This window comes from Streptomyces sp. NTD107 (assembly GCF_059510435.1).
Window position 1 is genome coordinate 282,626 of the sequence record NZ_JCAJZV010000007.1, and the last position, 16,395, is coordinate 299,020.

General features: G+C 73.5%; 21 protein-coding genes. 12 read left to right on the forward strand and 9 right to left on the reverse strand.

Going from position 1 to position 16,395, the window contains the following annotated elements; genetic code table 11:
• Positions 1-39: 39 nt before the first annotated feature.
• From AC5WRL_RS17010 to AC5WRL_RS17020, 3 genes are all read left to right on the forward strand, one after another.
• Positions 40-909, forward strand: a complete 870-nt coding sequence (locus tag AC5WRL_RS17010; protein ID WP_496089390.1) for an aldo/keto reductase — start codon at positions 40-42, stop codon at positions 907-909.
• Positions 910-936: 27 nt separating this feature from the next.
• A complete protein-coding gene (locus AC5WRL_RS17015; RefSeq protein WP_496089391.1) occupies positions 937-1,821 on the forward strand; it encodes a fumarylacetoacetate hydrolase family protein in 885 nt (294 codons plus the stop codon).
• A gap of 115 nt (positions 1,822-1,936) precedes the next feature.
• Complete coding sequence (locus AC5WRL_RS17020; RefSeq protein WP_496089392.1) at positions 1,937-2,134, forward strand: hypothetical protein; 198 nt, start codon at positions 1,937-1,939, stop codon at positions 2,132-2,134.
• Positions 2,135-2,162: 28 nt separating this feature from the next.
• Here the strand turns inward: AC5WRL_RS17020 and AC5WRL_RS17025 are convergent, their stop codons facing one another.
• Positions 2,163-2,915, reverse strand: a complete 753-nt coding sequence (locus AC5WRL_RS17025) for an ABC transporter permease (RefSeq protein WP_496089496.1) — start codon at positions 2,913-2,915, stop codon at positions 2,163-2,165.
• 44 nt (positions 2,916-2,959) lie between these two features.
• On the reverse strand, positions 2,960-3,880 hold the full coding sequence (locus AC5WRL_RS17030) for an ATP-binding cassette domain-containing protein (protein ID WP_496089393.1): 921 nt from the start codon (positions 3,878-3,880) through the stop codon (positions 2,960-2,962).
• Between the two features lie 144 nt (positions 3,881-4,024).
• On the opposite strand from AC5WRL_RS17030, the gene AC5WRL_RS17035 reads away from it, so the two are divergent.
• The gene (locus AC5WRL_RS17035; protein ID WP_496089394.1) at positions 4,025-4,645 is read left to right on the forward strand and encodes a PadR family transcriptional regulator; all 621 of its coding nucleotides are present in this window, start codon (positions 4,025-4,027) and stop codon (positions 4,643-4,645) included.
• Positions 4,646-4,648: 3 nt separating this feature from the next.
• Here AC5WRL_RS17035 and AC5WRL_RS17040 read toward each other — a convergent pair whose 3' ends face one another.
• Positions 4,649-5,518: a Sco1979 family transcriptional regulator gene (locus AC5WRL_RS17040; RefSeq protein ID WP_496089497.1), complete on the reverse strand. Its 870-nt coding sequence runs from the start codon at positions 5,516-5,518 to the stop codon at positions 4,649-4,651.
• A gap of 279 nt (positions 5,519-5,797) precedes the next feature.
• On the opposite strand from AC5WRL_RS17040, the gene AC5WRL_RS17045 reads away from it, so the two are divergent.
• Together AC5WRL_RS17045 and AC5WRL_RS17050 are read left to right on the forward strand one after the other, a co-directional pair.
• The gene (locus AC5WRL_RS17045) at positions 5,798-6,244 is read left to right on the forward strand and encodes an ATP-binding protein (RefSeq protein ID WP_496089395.1); all 447 of its coding nucleotides are present in this window, start codon (positions 5,798-5,800) and stop codon (positions 6,242-6,244) included.
• Positions 6,245-6,307: 63 nt separating this feature from the next.
• Positions 6,308-6,853 carry a DinB family protein gene (locus tag AC5WRL_RS17050; protein ID WP_496089396.1) on the forward strand — a complete coding sequence of 182 codons (546 nt, stop codon included), beginning with the start codon at positions 6,308-6,310 and terminating at the stop codon, positions 6,851-6,853.
• Between the two features lie 113 nt (positions 6,854-6,966).
• Here the strand turns inward: AC5WRL_RS17050 and AC5WRL_RS17055 are convergent, their stop codons facing one another.
• From AC5WRL_RS17055 to rpmG, 5 genes are all read right to left on the reverse strand, one after another.
• Positions 6,967-7,182: a DUF397 domain-containing protein gene (locus tag AC5WRL_RS17055; RefSeq protein WP_496089498.1), complete on the reverse strand. Its 216-nt coding sequence runs from the start codon at positions 7,180-7,182 to the stop codon at positions 6,967-6,969.
• 185 nt (positions 7,183-7,367) lie between these two features.
• Positions 7,368-7,613, reverse strand: a complete 246-nt coding sequence (gene rpsR / locus AC5WRL_RS17060) for a 30S ribosomal protein S18 (protein WP_496089397.1) — start codon at positions 7,611-7,613, stop codon at positions 7,368-7,370.
• Positions 7,610-8,803, reverse strand: coding sequence for a CobW family GTP-binding protein (locus tag AC5WRL_RS17065; protein WP_496089398.1), 1,194 nt, complete (start codon positions 8,801-8,803; stop codon positions 7,610-7,612). Before AC5WRL_RS17065 ends, rpsR begins: the two co-directional genes overlap by 4 nt.
• Entirely contained in the window at positions 8,800-9,057 is a 258-nt protein-coding gene (locus AC5WRL_RS17070; RefSeq protein WP_496089399.1) for a type B 50S ribosomal protein L31, read from the reverse strand. The genes AC5WRL_RS17065 and AC5WRL_RS17070 overlap by 4 nt, the downstream gene beginning before the upstream one ends.
• A 26-nt stretch (positions 9,058-9,083) precedes the next feature.
• Complete coding sequence (gene rpmG, locus AC5WRL_RS17075) at positions 9,084-9,248, reverse strand: 50S ribosomal protein L33 (RefSeq protein WP_030735116.1); 165 nt, start codon at positions 9,246-9,248, stop codon at positions 9,084-9,086.
• Between the two features lie 49 nt (positions 9,249-9,297).
• Here rpmG and rpmB point away from each other — a divergent pair, with 49 nt between their 5' ends.
• Positions 9,298-9,534, forward strand: coding sequence for a 50S ribosomal protein L28 (gene rpmB / locus AC5WRL_RS17080; RefSeq protein WP_496089400.1), 237 nt, complete (start codon positions 9,298-9,300; stop codon positions 9,532-9,534).
• Positions 9,535-9,538: 4 nt separating this feature from the next.
• Positions 9,539-9,844 carry a 30S ribosomal protein S14 gene (rpsN, locus tag AC5WRL_RS17085; protein WP_496089401.1) on the forward strand — a complete coding sequence of 102 codons (306 nt, stop codon included), beginning with the start codon at positions 9,539-9,541 and terminating at the stop codon, positions 9,842-9,844.
• A gap of 35 nt (positions 9,845-9,879) precedes the next feature.
• On the opposite strand, the gene AC5WRL_RS17090 is transcribed toward rpsN, so the two are convergent.
• On the reverse strand, positions 9,880-10,707 hold the full coding sequence (locus tag AC5WRL_RS17090; protein WP_496089402.1) for a hypothetical protein: 828 nt from the start codon (positions 10,705-10,707) through the stop codon (positions 9,880-9,882).
• 96 nt (positions 10,708-10,803) lie between these two features.
• Here AC5WRL_RS17090 and AC5WRL_RS17095 point away from each other — a divergent pair, with 96 nt between their 5' ends.
• The 4 genes from AC5WRL_RS17095 to AC5WRL_RS17110 are packed head-to-tail and all read left to right on the forward strand — an operon-like array spanning position 10,804 to position 16,320.
• Positions 10,804-12,093, forward strand: a complete 1,290-nt coding sequence (locus AC5WRL_RS17095; RefSeq protein ID WP_496089403.1) for a hypothetical protein — start codon at positions 10,804-10,806, stop codon at positions 12,091-12,093.
• Positions 12,093-13,034 (forward strand): hypothetical protein, encoded by a 942-nt coding sequence (locus AC5WRL_RS17100; RefSeq protein WP_496089404.1) that lies wholly within the window; start codon positions 12,093-12,095, stop codon positions 13,032-13,034. The genes AC5WRL_RS17095 and AC5WRL_RS17100 overlap by 1 nt, the downstream gene beginning before the upstream one ends.
• Positions 13,034-15,073, forward strand: coding sequence for a tetratricopeptide repeat protein (locus AC5WRL_RS17105; RefSeq protein ID WP_496089405.1), 2,040 nt, complete (start codon positions 13,034-13,036; stop codon positions 15,071-15,073). The genes AC5WRL_RS17100 and AC5WRL_RS17105 overlap by 1 nt, the downstream gene beginning before the upstream one ends.
• On the forward strand, positions 15,070-16,320 hold the full coding sequence (locus AC5WRL_RS17110) for a CHAT domain-containing protein (RefSeq protein WP_496089406.1): 1,251 nt from the start codon (positions 15,070-15,072) through the stop codon (positions 16,318-16,320). The genes AC5WRL_RS17105 and AC5WRL_RS17110 overlap by 4 nt, the downstream gene beginning before the upstream one ends.
• Positions 16,321-16,395: the final 75 nt, after the last annotated feature.

A 16,395-nucleotide genomic window follows, 5' to 3' on the forward strand; every position in this document is an offset into this window, starting at 1 on the left:
CGTTAGGATCCAGCGAAAAACAGCCAGAGACGGGTGGCCATGAAGCACCGCATGATCGGAGCCGTGGAGGTCAGCGAGATCGGTCTCGGCGCGATGCCGATGTCGATCGAGGGACGGCCGCAGGACGAGAGCCGTTCGATCGCCACCATCAAGGCCGCGCTGGACGCCGGCATCACCCTCATCGACACCGCCGACGCCTACTCACTGGGTGACGCGGACGACGCCGGCCACAACGAGTCGCTGATCGCCCGCGCCCTGGCCGGGGACCCGCGCAGGGACGAGGTGCTGATCGCCACCAAGGGCGGTCACACCCGTCCCGGCGACGGCAGCTGGGGGCTGAACGGCTCGCCCGCCCACCTGCGGTCGGCGTGCGAGGCGTCGCTGCGCCGGCTGGGGGTGGAGGCGATCGGCCTGTACCAGTTCCACCGGCCGGACCCGGCCGTCCCGTACGCCGAGTCGATCGGCGCGCTGGCCGGTCTGCTGGACGAGGGCAAGATCCGGATGGCGGGCATCTCCAACGCCGACCCGGAGCAGATCGAGCAGGCGAACGCGATCCTCGGCGGGCGGCTGGTGTCCGTACAGAACCAGTACTCGCCGGCCTTCCGCTCCAGCGAGCCGGAGCTGGAGCTGTGCACGGAGCTGGGCATCGCGTTCCTGCCCTGGAGCCCGCTGGGCGGCATCGCCCGGGCGGGTGACCTGGGCTCGCGCTTCGCGCCGTTCGCGGCGATCGCCCGGGACCGGGGGGTGAGCCCGCAGCGGGTGTGTCTGGCCTGGATGCTGGCGAAGTCCCCGGTGCTCGTCCCGATCCCGGGCGCCAGCCGCCCGGAGACGATCACGGACTCGGCGGCGGCGACCGAGCTGGCGCTGACGGCGGAAGAACTGGCGACGCTGGCATCAACACTCGACTGAGCAGGAAAGGCAAGAGGGACTGACACGATGCGACTGATGCGGATAGGCGAGCCGGGGCAGGAACGCCCGGTACTGGCGGCGGCCGACGGCACCGGAACCGGCACCGGAGCGGGCACCGGCACCCGGCACTATGACTTGCGGGCCGTCACCCGGGACATCGACGGCGCGTTCCTGACCGCCCTGACGGAGAACCCCGGCATCGTCCCGGCCGTGCACGACCTGCCGGAGACCAGCATCGAGGGCGAACGGATCGGCGCCCCGATCGCCCGCCCCTCGGCGGTGCTGTGCATCGGGCAGAACTACGCGGCCCACGCCGCCGAGTCGGGCTCCGCGCCGCCGGAGTGGCCGATCCTCTTCTACAAGTCACCCAACACGGTGATCGGACCGTACGACGAGGTGCACATCCCGCGCGGGTCCTCGACGACCGACTGGGAGGTCGAACTGGCCGTCGTCATCGGCCGCCGCGCCCGCTACCTCGACAGCCCGGACGACGCGCTCGCGCACATCGCCGGCTACACGATCGCCAACGACGTGTCGGAGCGCACGTACCAGAAGGACGAGTCCGGCGGGCAGTGGTCCAAGGGCAAGAGCTGCGAGACCTTCAACCCGCTGGGCCCGGTCCTGGTGACCCCGGACGAGGTGCCGGACCCGCAGCACCTCACCCTGCGTTCCTGGGTCAACGGAGAGCCGCGGCAGGACTCCAGCACCGCGGACATGATCTTCTCGGTGGCCCACCTGGTGCATCACCTGTCCCAGTACCTGGTCCTGGAGCCGGGCGACGTGATCAACACCGGGACGCCGCAGGGCGTCGCGATGTCCGGGAACTTCCCCTATCTGGCCGCCGGCGATGTGATGGAACTGGAAATCGCCGGCCTGGGCCGCCAGCGCTCGCCGCTGCGGGCGGCTCCGTAGGCGAGATGGCCGTCACCCGAAAGGGTGAGGAATCGGGGACAGCTGCCCGATTTGATGGCTCTTGACGTGATTCACGGGGGGAAGCCCAAGGTGACACCTGGTTAGGTTGGGCGCCATGGCTTCCCCCCACGTGATCAAAGTCCGCTTCGACGGCGGCCCCCGCCACGGCCGGACGATCGATCTCGTCATCACCGGCCATGTCCCCCTGATGCTCTCCGGCCGCCCCGACAGCACCGGCCTGTACGAACTCCGCTGCACGGAGGGCCGGGGCACCCGCTACACCTGGATCGACGACCTCCCGATCCGCAAGTAGCGCGCGGCAGGGCAGGCACCTTCCGGCGTCAGCGGCCCAGGGCCCGGAAGCGGCGCAGGGACAGCGGGACGGCCACCGCCAGCAGGGCCAGGGGCCACACCACCGCCAGCAGCACGGGGTGTTCGGCCGGCCAGGAGGTGCCGGCCCAGGTGGGGTTGGCGAACAGGTCGCGTACCGCGCCCGCCGTGGCCGACATCGGGTTCCATTCGGCGAGCGCGCCCATCCAGCCCGGCATGGTGCCGGGCGAGGTGAAGACGTTCGACAGGAAGCCCAGCGGCCACACCAGGATCTGCATGGTCTGCACCAGCTCCGGGCGCCCCGCGACCAGACCCAGCCAGATGCCGACCCACAGCATCGCGAACCGCAGCAGGAGCAGCAGCCCCAGCGCGGCGAGCGCCTGCGCCGGTCCGCCGTGCCAGCGCCAGCCGATGGCGAGGCCGGCGCCGACCATGACCAGCAGTGAGGCGGCCGAGCTGAGCATGTCGAGCAGGCTGCGCCCGATCAGGAACGAGGACGGGGCGATCGGCATCGAACGGAACCGGTCGAGTACGCCCTTGTTGATGTCCTGGGTGAGCGCGACCATGGTGCTTTCGAGGCCGAACGCCATGGTCAGCGCCAGCATCCCGGGGATCAGGAACTCCTTGTAGTCCCCGCCGCCCGCCACGGCCATTCCACCGCCGATGAAGTACGCGAACATCACCAGCAGCAGCACCGGGAAGACCAGCTGCGCGGCGAACTGTCCCGGCTGCCGGGCCCAGTGGGCCAGGCCCCGGCGGGTCATGGTGAGCGAGTCCGTCCACAGGCGCGGTCCGGTCTGTACGAGGGTCACGGGGTCTCCGTTCCGGTCAGGGCGAGGAAGACCTCGTCGAGGGTGGGTCTGCGCAGGGCGATGTCCTGGGCGTCGACGCCGGCCGCCGCCAGTGCCGTGACCGTCTCGGTGAGGGCGGTGGTCCGGTCCGCCGCCGGGCGGCTGATCAGCCGGCGGTCCGGGTCGGTGACCGTGCCGCCGACCGCCGCCGCGGCGTCGGCCAGCCGCGCCCGTTCCCGTACGACGATGTCGATCCGGTCGGTGCCGGCCCGCGCCTTGAGTTCGTCGGCGGTGCCGTCCGCGATGCGCCGGCCCCGGTCGATGACCGAGATCCGGTCGGCGACCTGGTCGGCCTCCTCCAGGTACTGGGTGGTGAGCAGCACGGTGGTCCCGCCCCCGGTCAGCCGGCGCACCGCCTGCCAGACCTCGGTGCGCCCGCGCGGGTCGAGGCCGGTGGTGGGTTCGTCCAGGAAGAGCACCTTCGGGTGGACGATGAGCGAGGCGGCGAGGTCGAGGCGGCGGCGCATGCCGCCGCTGTAGGTGCCGACCGGGCGGTCGCCGGTGCCGGTGAGCGAGAACTCGTCGAGGAGTTCGCCGGCCCGCCGGGCGGCGGCCCTGCCGCCCAGGTGGTGGAGGCGGCCGAACAGTTCGAGGTTCTGCCGTCCGCCGAGCCCCTCGTCGAGCGCGGCGTGCTGGCCGACCAGGCCGATGCGGCACCGCACCTCGTACGGTGCGCGGCGGACGTCGTGGCCGGCCACCTCCGCGAGCCCGGAGGTGGGGCGGAGCAGGGTGGTGAGGATGCGGACGGCGGTGGTTTTGCCGGCCCCGTTGGGGCCGAGGACGGCGTGCACGGTGCCTTCGTCGACGGTGAGGTCGAGCTCGTCGAGGGCTCGCCGGCCGGCTCCGTGGGTTCTGGTGAGTTCGCGGACTCTGATCATCCGACTCCCTCTCTTCACATTTGAGGAGTGAGTCGCCGAGGGTAGGGCCGGTGGCTCCGGCTAGTCAAATTTTAATAGCGACTCCGATGAGAGACTGTCCGCACAGACACACCCCGGGCGATCAGGGCAAGAGGAGGACGAGTGATGTCGGTCATCCGGCTGCTGGTGCTGGGTTCGGTGCGCCAGCACGGGCGGGCCCACGGGTACCAGGTCCTCAAGGACCTGGAGTTCTGGGGCGCCCACGAGTGGTCCAACGCCAAGCCGGGCTCGATCTACCACGCGCTGCGGGCCATGACCAAGCAGGGACTGCTGCTCGCCCACGAGGACGCCCCCAGTACGGCCGGCGGCCCGCCCCGTACCGAGTTCGAGGTCACCGACGCCGGGGACGAGGTCTTCTTCGACCTGCTGCGGCACGCGCTGCGCGCCCACGACGAACGGATCGACACCCTCACCGCCGGGGTCGGCTTCATCGTCGATCTGCCGCGCGACGAGGCCGTCGCCCTGCTGCGCGAGCGGGTCGCGGCGCTGGAGGACTGGCGCGCCGAGGTGCGCAAGCACTGGAGCCCGCCGAACGACACCCCCGAGGAGTGGGGCCACATCGGCGAGATCATGCGGCTGTGGGTGCACGACGCGTCCAGCGGCGAGGAGTGGACGCGTGGCCTGATCGACCGCATCGAGGCGGGCGCGTACGTCTTCGCCGGGGAGGGCGAGCGGCGGCCGGACGTGCTGCCGCCCGGCGTACCGAACCCGTACGCGAAGAGCTGACCGTCACATGAGCTGCTGCCAGACGCGGTGCAGCAGCTCCCGCGACTCGGCCGGCGGCTGCGCGGCGTCGGCGAGCCGGTCCAGGACCGCCTGGTACGAGGCGACGTCCTCCCGCTTGTCGAGGTAGAGCGCGCCGGTCAGCTGCTCGACGTACGCGACATCCGGCAACTCCCGCTCGGCGAACCGCAGCACCGTGAACGCCCCGCTCTCCGCCACGTGGCCGCCGTACGCGAACGGCACCACCTGGAGCGTGATGTGCGGCAGTTCGGAGAACTCCAGCAGCATCTTGATCTGGTCGGCCATGACCTGCCGGCCGCCGTAACCACGGTGCAGCGCCGCCTCGTCCAGCACGCAGTGCAGCCGCGGGGTGTGCTCGCCGTACAGCAGCTTCTGCCGCTGCATGCGCAGTTCGACCCGGCGCTCGATCTCGGCGCGCGGCAGCCCGCCGCGGTGACCGCTGATGATCACGGCCTCGGCGTACGCCTCGGTCTGGAGCAGCCCGTGCACGAACTGCACCTCGTAGGTGGCGATCCGGGCGGCTGCCGCCTCCAGGCCGACATAGGTCTGGAACCACCCGGGCAGCACATCGTTGTAGCTGTGCCACCAGCCGGCGTGGCCGGAGGAACGCGCGAGGCCGAGCAGCGATTCGCGCTCGGCCTCGTCCACCACCCCGTACAGCGTGAGCAGGTCCGCCACGTCCCGCTGCTTGAAGCTGACCCGCCCCAGCTCCATGCGGCTGATCTTGGACTCGGAGGCGCGGATCGAGTAGCCGGCGGCCTCGCGGGTCACGCCGCGCGATTCGCGGAGCCGGCGGAGCTGGGAACCCAGCAGGATCCGGCGGACCATCGAGCCGCTGTCATCACGCTCGGCCATGGCCATGCTGGCGGCGCCCCCTGTGCTCTGCTGCTGCCGGTGGGTGGTGGTCGGTGCGGTCATTCGGTCAGCCCTCCACTTCGGACTGTGCGAAGTCTGCCATCTCCAGGCTTCATTCGGTGGTGGCTTGGTTACAGTCAATCGATTTTTGAACATGCACGTGCATCTGCCCTTGCATTCGGCCAGGGCGTTGGGAAGCATGAGGTGCACGCGCTGGGAACCGGTGCGTCTGTACGAGCCTGCCCGGACCGCCGCCGCCGTGATTGCCAGGAGTGCCGCATGGGGAACGAGAGAACGCCCGTGCTCGACGTTTTAGGGCCATCGTTCCCCGCGTTCGACACCCGCACCGTCGCCGGCACCGCCACCCTGGGACTGCCGGACCGGCCGGAATCCGTCCGTAGTGCACGGGACTTCACGCGCAGCACGCTGCGCTTCTGGCGACTGAGCGAGCAGTTCGACCCGGTCGCGCTGGTGGTGTCCGAGCTGGTCACCAACGCGCTGCGGTACGGGCGGCCGGCGGTCGAGCTGGAACTGGTACGCGGCAGCCGGCGGCTGGTGTGCGCGGTGCGCGACGCCAGTGCGCGTCCGCCACGGCTCACCGAGGCGGACGCGGGCGCCGAGTCGGGACGCGGGCTGCACCTGGTGGAGAGCTTCAGCGACGGCTGGGGCTGGCGCCACCAGACCGAGACCGGCGGCAAGGTGGTCTGGGCGGTCTTCCGCATCTGAGACCGGCGGCCGGGCCGGGAAAATGGCTGTCCCGGCGGCCGGGCCGGATGCGAGGGTCGGCGGATGCACGCTACCCGTACTGAACTGCTGCGCTGGCAGTTCGAGCTGACCTGGTCCCTGTTCGAGTATCACCTGGAGCGGCTGGAGACCGCCGACTTCCGGTGGGAGCCGGCCGCCCCCGACCGCTGCTGGACGGTACGCCAGGACGCGGCGGGCCGCTGGCTGCCGGACTGGCCGCAGGACGGCACCGACACCGAACCCGACCCGGTCCCGGTGCCCACCATCGGCTGGGTGAGCTGGCACATCGGCTGGTGGTGGAGCGTCACCCTCGACCACGCCCGGGGCGAGACCCCCCGGGACCGTACGGACATCACCTGGCCGGGCGACGGCCCGGCCACGGTGGAGTGGCTGCGCGGCCTGCGCACCGAATGGCTGGCCCTGCTGGACACCCTCCCCGACTCCGCCCTGGACGCCACCGCCCCCTTCCCGTGGCCGAACGACCCGGCCCACACGGTGGCCCACATGCTGGCCTGGGTGAACGCGGAGTTGATGAAGAACGCCACCGAGATCGGCCAGCTCCGCCTGCTGCGGGCGGCGTCCGCCGGCTGACCGGTTCCAGTTCGGGTTCCGGTTCCGGGCCGTCGATCCGAGGCCGAGCGGATCGGGTGCGGGCCGTTGGAGATCGAGCCGGCCGGCTGAGGCCCCCCGTCCGCCGACGGGGGTCAGTGGACCAGGTGGTCGAATTCGCCGTCCTTCACGCCCAGGAGGAGGGCGGCGACCTCGGCGCGGGTGTAGACCAGCGCCGGGCCGTCGGGGAAGCGGGAGTTGCGCATCGCCACGTCGCCGGTGGGCAGCAGGGCGAACTCGGCGCAGGTGCCCTGGGAGTTGCTGTGGCTGCTCTTGAGCCACTGCACGTCTTCCAGCTGCTGCGCTGCCATGCCGTTGTAAACGTCGTGAACGTCGGGCACTGGGGCTCCCGGGGGGTTGTGCGGCAAGTGCAAATAATCTCAACTTCCGCACAGCATAACGCCGTTCACGTGCAGATGCGCGTGAGGATGCACGTGCACAACGGGCAGTCGTCACGCCATCACCCCTGGTCAGAGGCTTTGCGCCGACCGGCAGGTCAGCGGGACGCGTACGGCAGCAGCGCCATCTCCCTCGCGTTCTTGATCGCCCGCGCCAGCTCCCGTTGCTGGCGCACCGTCACCCGGGTGACGCGGCGGCTGCGGATCTTCCCGCGGTCGGAGATGAACTTCCGCAGCAGGTCCGTGTCCTTGTAGTCGATGTACGTGATCCCCGCCGCGTCCAGCGGGTTGGGGCGGGGTTTCGCCGACTGCCTGCGGTCCTTTGACGTACGGCGCGGGGTCATCGTTCCGGAACTCCTTGAGTGGTGGTATCGGGGTCGGGCTCGGGGTCGAGCAGTTCGTCGAAGGCGGACGGCCGCAGGCCGGCCCAGGCGGTGCGGCCCGCCGCGTACTCGGCGTCCGTCAGCAGGCACGAGTCCAGCAGCGCCGCCAGCCCGCCCGAGTCGAGGCCGGGCGAGGTGAACACCAGATGCTGTACGCGGTCCCCGCACACCGGATCCCAGTCCAGCGCGGCGGCGGCCCGGCGCACGGCCGGCACCAGGTCCCACGCCGCGTCCGGCAGCGCCGCCAGCCAGGGCCCGGCCCCCTCCACGCACAGCGCCCCGCCCGCCGCGTCCCAGGCGAGCAGAGCGTCGGGCCGGTCGGCCAGCCAGAACCGTCCCCGGCTGCGGGCCGCGGCGCAGGTCAGATCCTCCAGCGCCGCGTACAGCCGGTCCGGGTGGAAGGGCCTGCGCCGCCGCCACACCAGCGTGCTGATCCCGGCCTCGTCCGCCGCCTGCGGCAGCAGCGCGCACGCCGGGTGCAGCCGGGAGGCAGCCGCCTCCGGGTCGAAGCCGGCCATCGCCAGCGCCGCGAACCCCGGTTCGGTGATCTCCGTCCGGCGTGCGGTGGGATGCAGTTGGGCGAGCAGCGCGTGGTCGGCGTCGTCCGCCTCCTCGCCCGGGACCAGGGCGAGCACCGTCGCGTACTCCAACTGCCGCGCCCAGGTGTCGCCCACCGTGCGCCGGTCGGTCGCGGCGGCGGCGAGGCCGTGTTCGGCCAGATCGTCGCCGCACCCGAGGAAGGGCAGCGCCAGCGCCGGGTCGATCGCCGTGACCACCCCGGCCACGTACAGCGCCTCCGGGTCGGCGTGTTCGGTGATCACCTCCGCCATGGAGCGGGGTTCGACGGAGTCCCACAGCTCGACGATCGCCAGGGCGCACTCCCCGCCGGCCGCCAGCCGCGCCAGCTCCGGGACGAGGTCCTCGCGCAGCGCGCAGCACGCGCAGTCGTTGACCAGCGGCGCCTCGCCGCCGCTGATGACGCCGAGCGCGGCGCTGCGGATCGTACGGGCGACGGTGCCCCGGGCCGCGCCGTCCGTGAGGTCGTGGTGGAGCGCGACGCCGCCGGGTACGGCGCGCAGCAGCGCCTCGACGGTGGCGCGCCGGGCGTCGGCGTGCAGGCCGGCGACGATGACGACCGGCAGGCCCGTCATCGCTGCCGCCGGCCGCTGCCGTAGCGGCGCTCGAACCGTTCCACGCGCCCGGCCGTGTCCACCACGCGCGCGTTGCCCGTGTAGAAGGGGTGGCTGGCGGAGGAGATCTCCACGTCGATGACGGGGTAGGTGGCGCCGTCCTCCCACCGCACCGTCTTGTCGCTGGTGGCGGTCGAGCGGGTGAGGAAGGCGAAGCCGGCGACGCGGTCACGGAAGACGACGGGCCGGTACGGGGGGTGGATGCCTGGCTTCATGGCGGCGGATCAGTGCTCCTCAGCGTTCAGCGTTCTTCGCGGAACTCGACGTGGCGGCGGGCGACCGGGTCGTACTTGCGCAGGACCAGGCGGTCGGGGTCGTTGCGGCGGTTCTTGCGGGTGACGTACGTGTAGCCGGTGCCGGCCGTGGACTTCAGCTTGATGACCGGGCGGATGTCGTTCCTGGGCATGCGGGCTACTATACAGAAACGGTAACCATTTTCATTAAGGAGTACTTCCTTGTCCGCGCACTGCCAACTGACGGGCCGAGCGCCCCGCTTCGGCAAGACCGTCTCGCACTCCCACGTACGCACCTCCCGCCGCTTCGACCCCAACATCCAGCGCAAGCGCTACTGGCTCCCCAGCGAGGGCCGGTACGTACGGCTCACCCTCAGCACCAAGGGCATCAAGGCCGTCGACACCCTCGGCATCGAGGCCGCCGTCGCCCGCATCCGGGCCCGGGGCGGGCGGGTCTGAGGCCATGGCGAAGAAGAGCAAGATCGCGAAGAACGAACAGCGCAAGCGCGTCGTCGCCCGGTACGCAGAGCGCCGCGCCGAACTCAAGGAGCTGATCCGCTCCCCGCACACCCCCGACCCCGAACGCGCCGCCGCCCAGCGCGAACTGCGCGCCCAGCCGCGCGACGCCAGCGCCACCCGGATCCGCAACCGGGACAGTACGGACGGCCGCCCCCGCGGCCATCTGCGCGCCTTCGGCCTGTCCCGGATCTCCCTGCGGCAGCAGGCGCACGCCGGGCATCTGCCCGGCGTGCGCAAGTCCAGCTGGTAGCCGGGGAGGAACGGAGCGGAGGTGGTGCGCCGTCGTCAATCGGTGTGCAGACCGAACGACAGCACCACCTCGTCCTCCTCGCCCGGCAGATAGTGCACGTTCAGAATCCGCCCCACCTGCACCTTCGGCACCGCGTCGGCCGGCAGGAAGCGCCGCACCCGGGCCGGGAACACCGAGCCGTCGCCGGGGCGCGTCACCATGAGTTCCAGCGCCAGCTCGGGCATCCCGTCCCGCACCTCACCCGTGACCCGCAACTCGCGTACCACCGCCCGCGCGGCCACCCCGCGCGCCACGATGTCCAGCCGGTGCCGCGTCGTCACCCCGCGCTTGATCATCGCGCGGTTGATCGCCTCCTGCGCCCGGTCGGTGTCCCCGGAGAAGTCGAACTCCACCCGGACCACCTCCCCGGCGCGGTGGCCCGGCAGATAGCGCACCGGCAGGATCGCGCCCGGCCGTACCAGCTGGGTGCCGTCCGTCGGCCCGAGGGTGATCTTCGCGTACGCCTGGAACGTCTCGTCGTGCGCGCCCAGCACGCTCAGCGTGACGCGCAGCACCGGCAGGCCGTTGATCTCCACCCCGGTGGGGTGGGCGGCCAGCACCGTACCGACGCCCAGCAGGCCCTCCTTGCGCATCCGGGCGCTGTTGCCGCCGGCGCCGTGCGTGCCGAGCATCCGGCGGACCAGCAGGCGGCTGGTCAGCATCGACAGGACGATGGAGGCGATGATCGGCAGCACCATCTGCGGGCCGACCCAGGAGTTGGGGTACAGCTCCGGGTCGCCCCGGCCGGTGAGCCCGAACCAGAGGTAGTAGCCGATCGCGCCCAGCGCCGCCAGCGCGAGAAAGATCCTCACGAACATCCCCATCACGCACACTCCTTCACCTGTGTCCTGCGGTGACGGTAGGAAGCGGATCCGCGCTACCGATCCCAGGTTTGCGGGCGGCGGCTTAGGCTGACGGACGTGGAGGGCATACGGCCGCGGGCGGCGGTGATCCATGAGGCGTGGCAGCGGCTGGACGACGTCGCCCCGCTCAGCGGCGCGCACGGCGGCCCGCTCAGCCGCACCGTCAAACTCATCCTCGACCCGCTGGTGATCCGGCCGCTCCAGCATCCGCAGTGCGCCGGGAGCGTGATCGGCGCGGACGGCGCCGTACTGCTCGCCTCCCTCCTCTACGCGAGCGGGGACGTGCTGCGCGAGACCGCGCGCTGGTACGAGCTGCTCAAGCGGGTACGGCGCGAGCTGCGGATCACCGACGGGCACCCGCAGGACCGGTACTTCCAGCGCTGCTTCGAGCTGGCCACGCTGCGCGAGGTACGGGACCGGGCGGCGGCGGAACGCGTGCTGCGGGAACTGCACGGGGCGGCGGACGGCCGCACCACGCGCGAGCTGCGGGACCATCTCGCCGACGCGGAGCGGGCGGCCCGGCTGACGGCCGTGCTCGACGCCGCCTGGGCGGCGCGCGAACGGGCCCCGGACCCCGACCCGTCCGGTACCGCGTCGCTGATCACGGCCGTCCTCGACGGCGCCACGGCCGGCGGGCTGGCCGAGCTGACCGCCCGCCGGGCGGGAGCGGCGAGCGGTACGGCACTGGCCGACCCGTCCCGTACCCCCTCCGCCCGCGCCCTCGGCCTCACCGGGCAGCCCGTCCCCGGCAAGCCACGGCTGACGGCGCGGCCGATGGCCTTCGGGGCGGCGCCTTTGGACCGCACGGTCCACGAACGGGTCTTCACGGCGCTGCGGGCCAGCGCGGACCGGTCCGTACTGCCGCCGCTGCCCCATCTGGTCACCGAGGAGATCGCCCGCAGCTGCGCGCCGTGGGGGCTGACGGACGAGTCGCTGCGGGTGGCGGCGGCCGTCGGCGAGCGGCTGTCGCTCGGACTGCGCCCGCTGGGCGGGGCGGCCGGGCCCGCCGCAGCCGCCGGCGGGACGGCGGCCGAGCGCGCGGTGAACGCGCGCTGGCGGCGCGAGGCGTACGTCCTGCGCGCCCGGCGCATGCTGCTGGACGTGGCAGCGGAGGACGCCGACGACCCGCTGCACCGGATCGCGGCCGAACTGCGCCGCCCCTGGGAGGGATATCTGCGCCGGCTGTGGGCCCGGCTGCACGGCCGGGACGTACGGCGGGCGCCCGTCGTGGCACCGGACGAGCTGTGGGATCTGCTGGACGGCGTCGCCCGCTCGGTGATCCTCGACCACCGCACCCGGGTACGGCGGGCCCTGACGGTGCGGCCGGTCGCGGCGGCGGAGGTGTGATGGGCGACGACGAGGCGAACGAGGCGAGCGCGGCGAACGAGGCGAGCGCGGCGAGCGCCGTGCTGGAGGTGGCGGGCGGCCACCTCACCTGGAACGTCCTGGACCTGGCGGCCGATCCGGTCGCGGTGCTCGACGACCCGACGGCGGCCCAGGGGTGGCTGTGGGCGCTGTACGGCGAGCCGGCGGCGCTGCGCGCGGCGGCCGGCGAACCGCCCGGCCCGGCGGCGCCCGCGCTGCCAGGACTCGCGCGCGCTGCCCGGCGGTTGGCGTACGCGCACTGGGCGGCCCGCTGGTGGCCGGCGTCCGTCATCGACGGCATCCCCCCGCTGGACGAGCGCCTGCTGGCGGCCGAGATCGCCGAACTGGAGGAGGAGTGCGACCTGCTGACCGGCGCCGAGGAGCGCGAGACGTACGCGCAGCCGCCCGCCCCCGGCCCGGCGTACGCGCTGGCGGCCGGCCCGACGGCGGACGGACCCGGGCGGGTCCTGTCCCACGGCACGGCCGGCACCGACTGGCGCCGGGTCCCGCCCGGCCTGCTCGACGCCTCCGAGACGGCGCTCAGCTGGCAGATCGTCCGGCTCGCGGCGCGCCGCACGGTGGTCGGCGTCAGCGTGGTGGCCGGCCCGGGACTGACCGGCCGGACGCCACCGCCCGCGCATCTGCGTCCCCGGGTCACGGTGACGGCGGCCGGGGGCGGCACCGCCGAACTGCCGCTGTGGCTGACCGACGACAGCTGGACGGGCACGACCGGACTCCCGGGCCCTGGCCCGCTGACGTTCGCCGTGCGGCTGCCGGCCTTCCCCGACCCGCTCACCCCGGACGACGCGCGGCAGCGCGCGCTGCGCGAACGGATCCGCGCCCTGGCACGCGCCCGGCAGGCAGGAGCCGCTGCGGTCATCGCCCCACTGCGCGCCGAACTCGCGGCGGAGGAGGACTTCTGATGCCGGATGTCGTCGAGGTCTCCCGGGCGGTGGCCGCGTTGGTGGACGCGGGCATCGAGGAGTTCCAGCGGGGCGCGCCACGGGCGGCGCACGACCTGTTCGACCGGGCGGTCCGAACGGCCGCGCCGCACCCCGGACTTGCCGCCCAGCACCGTCAGGCCCTGATCAACCGCGCCACCACGGCCGCCCACCTCGGCGACCACCCGGCGGCGATCACCACCCTGCGGCAGACCCTGGCCGCCCGCGACCCGGACCCGGCCCTGCGCCCGGTCATCCTGCTCAACCTCTCCGCATCCCTCCTGGAAACCGGCGCCTACCAGGAAGCCGAATCGGCCCTGACCGAATGCCGGGCCCTGGCCGTGGCGGCACTCCCCGGCTTCAGCGACAACCGCCCATCCACGGGCATGGCCTCGGGCTCGGGCATGGCCTCGGGCTCGGGCATGGCCTCGGGCTCGGGCATGGCCTCGGCCACGGGCACGGCCTCGGCCACGGCCTCGGGCATGGGCACGGCCTCGGGCACGGCCTCGGCCTCGGCCTCGGCCTCGGGCATGGGCACGGGCACGGCCTCGGGCACGGCCTCGGCCTCGGCCTCGGCCTCGGGCATGGGCACGGGCATGGCCTCGGGCTCGGGCATGGCCTCGGCCACGGGCACGGGCACGGGCACGACCGGGACCGGAGCAACGGCTCCCCACAGCAACCCGGCCGACCCGGCCGGAGACGCGGACGGCACCCCGGCCGCCGGTCCGGTCGCCGCTCCGCCCGACACCACGGCCCCCGCCTCCCACGGCACAGCCGCGCACGCCCTCGCCACCGCCGGTGGCGTCCGCGCCGACCCCGGTGCGGCGCACCCCAGCGATGCGGCCCCGGGCCATACCGCCGCCGCTCGGGCCGTCACCGATGCTGCCTTCGGCAGTGGTGAGTCCTCCGAGGCCGCCGAGGTGTTCATGGCGGCGGTCGTCGCCCTGAGCACCGTCGCCATTCAGCGTGAGGACTGGCCGCGCGCCGAGCGGCTTGCCGGTGAGGCGCTCGCCGTCGTCACCCGGCTTCGGCCGGATCTCGTCGGCCGGCCCCTCATGAACGTCGCCACCATCGCGCTCGCCACCGGCCGGCCCGACCTCGCCGAGGACTTCGCCGAACAGGCCCTCGCCGCCTGCGAGGCCCGCCCCGAACCGGCAGGAGCCGCCACCGTACGGCTCATGCTCGCGCAGCTGTACCTCACCACCGGCCGCCCCGCCGAGGCCGAGCCGCTGCTGCGCGCCGCCCTCGCCCACACCGAGCCGGCCGGCCTCACCCTGGAGACCGCACTCGCCTGGGAACAACTCGGACGGCTGGCCGCCATCCGGGGTGAACCCGACCGCGCCGACCACCTGTACACCCGCGCCCACACCCTCCTCCAGCGCGCCGGCGCCACCCCCACCGAGGCCGTGCTCGCGGTACGCCGCGCCGAACTCGCCCACCTCGCGGGCCGCCCGGCCGACGCCGAGAACCTGCTGACCCACGCCGCTGACACCTTCGCCGCCCTCGGCCTCGGGCTGCGCCGCGCGCAGACCCATCTCGCCCACGCCGCGCTGCTGGAGTGCCACCTCGACGACGACCCGCACCACCTGCGCCGCGCCCTCGATCTGGCGGTGCCGGCGGCGCTGACCATCGACGCCGTACGGTACGGGCTGGCCGCCGGCCACCAGCGCGACCGCTGGCGGCGCAACGTCGCCGAGCCCGCCCTCCGGCTCGCCTTCCGGCTGGCGGCCCGCACCGGCGACGGACTCCTCGTCGCGCATCTCATCGAGGTGCAGTGCGCGACCACCCCCGTACTGCGCGAGCGCGCCGTCCCGCGGCCGGACGAGCCCGGCCCGTTCGGCTGCTACCTGGACGAACCACCCCCGCACGCCCACACCCACGCTCTGGCGGTCGCCCCACCACCCCGGCTGCTTCTCACCCCGGACGGGGACGGCGAGGTGGCACTGGCCGCCCAGATCGCGCTCGCCGAACAGCGCTACGGCCTCCCGGTCCGCGACGCGCGAACGGTCCCGAGTTGGTGACCGCCACCGCCCCCGCCGCCCCCGTCGCACCCGCCGCCCCCACCGCCCAGGTCCGGTTCGCCGACGCCGGCGACCTGTACGTCTCCTGGCGCTGGACCCACGCCCTGTCCGAAGTGGGGGTCAGCGTCATCCCGCGGGACCAGGTCACCGCCGCCATGGCCGCGTTCGCCGCCGCCCGCCCCGGCGACCCGGCCGGCGGGGGCGGGTTCACCGCGTACGACACCGAACTCGCCCTCGCCGGACAACTCGCCCGCACCCTCGTCCCGTACGGCCTCGCCCTGCAACTCCACCACCTCTACCAGCAGGGCAGCCGCCCCCTGCTGCGCATCCAGCCCTCGCCGCGCATCGCCCAGGTGCCCTGGGAACTGCTCGCGCTCGACTCCTCCCCGGAGATCCGGCTGCTGGAAGTGGCGGACGTCGCCGTGCTGGCGCCGGCCAGTGTCGTACACGCCCCCGGACGTACGCCCCGCTCCTGGGCGGCCACCCGCGCGCGGCCGGTCGTCGCCGTACTCGACCCCCGGGTGCCCGGCTACGGCGCCGGCTCCCGGCTCGGCTCCGTACTCGGCGGCCCGCTGCCGCCCGAGGCGCCGCTGGCCCGGCAACTCGCCGGTTACGCCGCCGCCGGACGGCTCCGTCCGGCGGCACCCCCCGGCGCGCTGCCGCGCCGCGCCGACACCGACCGCGACTGGCTGTCCGCCGCCCTCACCGCCGGTGCGAGCCGACTCCTGTACGCCGGCCATGTCACCGCCGCCGACCCCGACCCCCGCTCCGGGCAGAGCAGCGAGGACGCCCGGCTCCACCTCGCCTGCACGGATGCGCTCCCCGGCCACGCCCCGGCGCTGCGCGGCCACCGCCCGCTGTCCGCCAAGGACCTGCTGCTGGACGCCGATCGCTGGCCGGCGCCCAGCAGGGTGGCGCTGATCGCCTGCGAGAGCGGCGGCGATCTGCGGTTCGGCGACGCGCTCGGTCTCGCCGCCGCGATGATCAGCGGCGGCGCCGAACTGGTCACCACCACCCGCTGGCCGCTCCCCACCGACCACGCGTTCCACCACGCCGGCACGGGCGCCGACCGTGCCGCGTACCCCCTGCGGGAGGCGATCGGCGCGATCGACGCCGCGCACGAGAGCGACGATCCGGTCCGGGCGCTGGCCGACTGGCAGCGCGCGCGGCTCGCGCGGTGGCGGGAGCGGCGTACGGTCGAACACTCCCCGCTCCTGTGGGGCGCGTTCGCGACGCTCACCGCGTGACGCGGTGGCCGCGATCCGTACGCCGAGGCAGGTGCTGCCGATCATTCAGCGGTGGTCGCCTCACCGGTCGAGCCG

Excerpts from the sequence above, each read along its gene's own strand:
- AC5WRL_RS17105 (WP_496089405.1), top strand. The coding sequence starts at position 13,034 with ATGCCGGATGTCGTCGAGGTCTCCCGGGCGGTGGCCGCGTTGGTGGAC.
- AC5WRL_RS17015 (WP_496089391.1), top strand. The coding sequence starts at position 937 with ATGCGACTGATGCGGATAGGCGAGCCGGGGCAGGAACGCCCGGTACTG.
- rpmG (WP_030735116.1), bottom strand. The coding sequence starts at position 9,248 with ATGCCCAGGAACGACATCCGCCCGGTCATCAAGCTGAAGTCCACGGCC.
- AC5WRL_RS17055 (WP_496089498.1), bottom strand. The coding sequence starts at position 7,182 with ATGGCAGCGCAGCAGCTGGAAGACGTGCAGTGGCTCAAGAGCAGCCAC.
- AC5WRL_RS17020 (WP_496089392.1), top strand. The coding sequence starts at position 1,937 with ATGGCTTCCCCCCACGTGATCAAAGTCCGCTTCGACGGCGGCCCCCGC.
- AC5WRL_RS17100 (WP_496089404.1), top strand. The coding sequence starts at position 12,093 with ATGGGCGACGACGAGGCGAACGAGGCGAGCGCGGCGAACGAGGCGAGC.
- AC5WRL_RS17025 (WP_496089496.1), bottom strand. The coding sequence starts at position 2,915 with ATGACCCGCCGGGGCCTGGCCCACTGGGCCCGGCAGCCGGGACAGTTC.
- AC5WRL_RS17010 (WP_496089390.1), top strand. The coding sequence starts at position 40 with ATGAAGCACCGCATGATCGGAGCCGTGGAGGTCAGCGAGATCGGTCTC.
- rpsN (WP_496089401.1), top strand. The coding sequence starts at position 9,539 with ATGGCGAAGAAGAGCAAGATCGCGAAGAACGAACAGCGCAAGCGCGTC.
- rpsR (WP_496089397.1), bottom strand. The coding sequence starts at position 7,613 with ATGACCCCGCGCCGTACGTCAAAGGACCGCAGGCAGTCGGCGAAACCC.
- AC5WRL_RS17065 (WP_496089398.1), bottom strand. The coding sequence starts at position 8,803 with ATGACGGGCCTGCCGGTCGTCATCGTCGCCGGCCTGCACGCCGACGCC.
- AC5WRL_RS17045 (WP_496089395.1), top strand. The coding sequence starts at position 5,798 with ATGGGGAACGAGAGAACGCCCGTGCTCGACGTTTTAGGGCCATCGTTC.
- AC5WRL_RS17070 (WP_496089399.1), bottom strand. The coding sequence starts at position 9,057 with ATGAAGCCAGGCATCCACCCCCCGTACCGGCCCGTCGTCTTCCGTGAC.
- AC5WRL_RS17050 (WP_496089396.1), top strand. The coding sequence starts at position 6,308 with ATGCACGCTACCCGTACTGAACTGCTGCGCTGGCAGTTCGAGCTGACC.
- AC5WRL_RS17030 (WP_496089393.1), bottom strand. The coding sequence starts at position 3,880 with ATGATCAGAGTCCGCGAACTCACCAGAACCCACGGAGCCGGCCGGCGA.
- AC5WRL_RS17035 (WP_496089394.1), top strand. The coding sequence starts at position 4,025 with ATGTCGGTCATCCGGCTGCTGGTGCTGGGTTCGGTGCGCCAGCACGGG.
- AC5WRL_RS17090 (WP_496089402.1), bottom strand. The coding sequence starts at position 10,707 with ATGGGGATGTTCGTGAGGATCTTTCTCGCGCTGGCGGCGCTGGGCGCG.
- AC5WRL_RS17040 (WP_496089497.1), bottom strand. The coding sequence starts at position 5,518 with ATGGCCGAGCGTGATGACAGCGGCTCGATGGTCCGCCGGATCCTGCTG.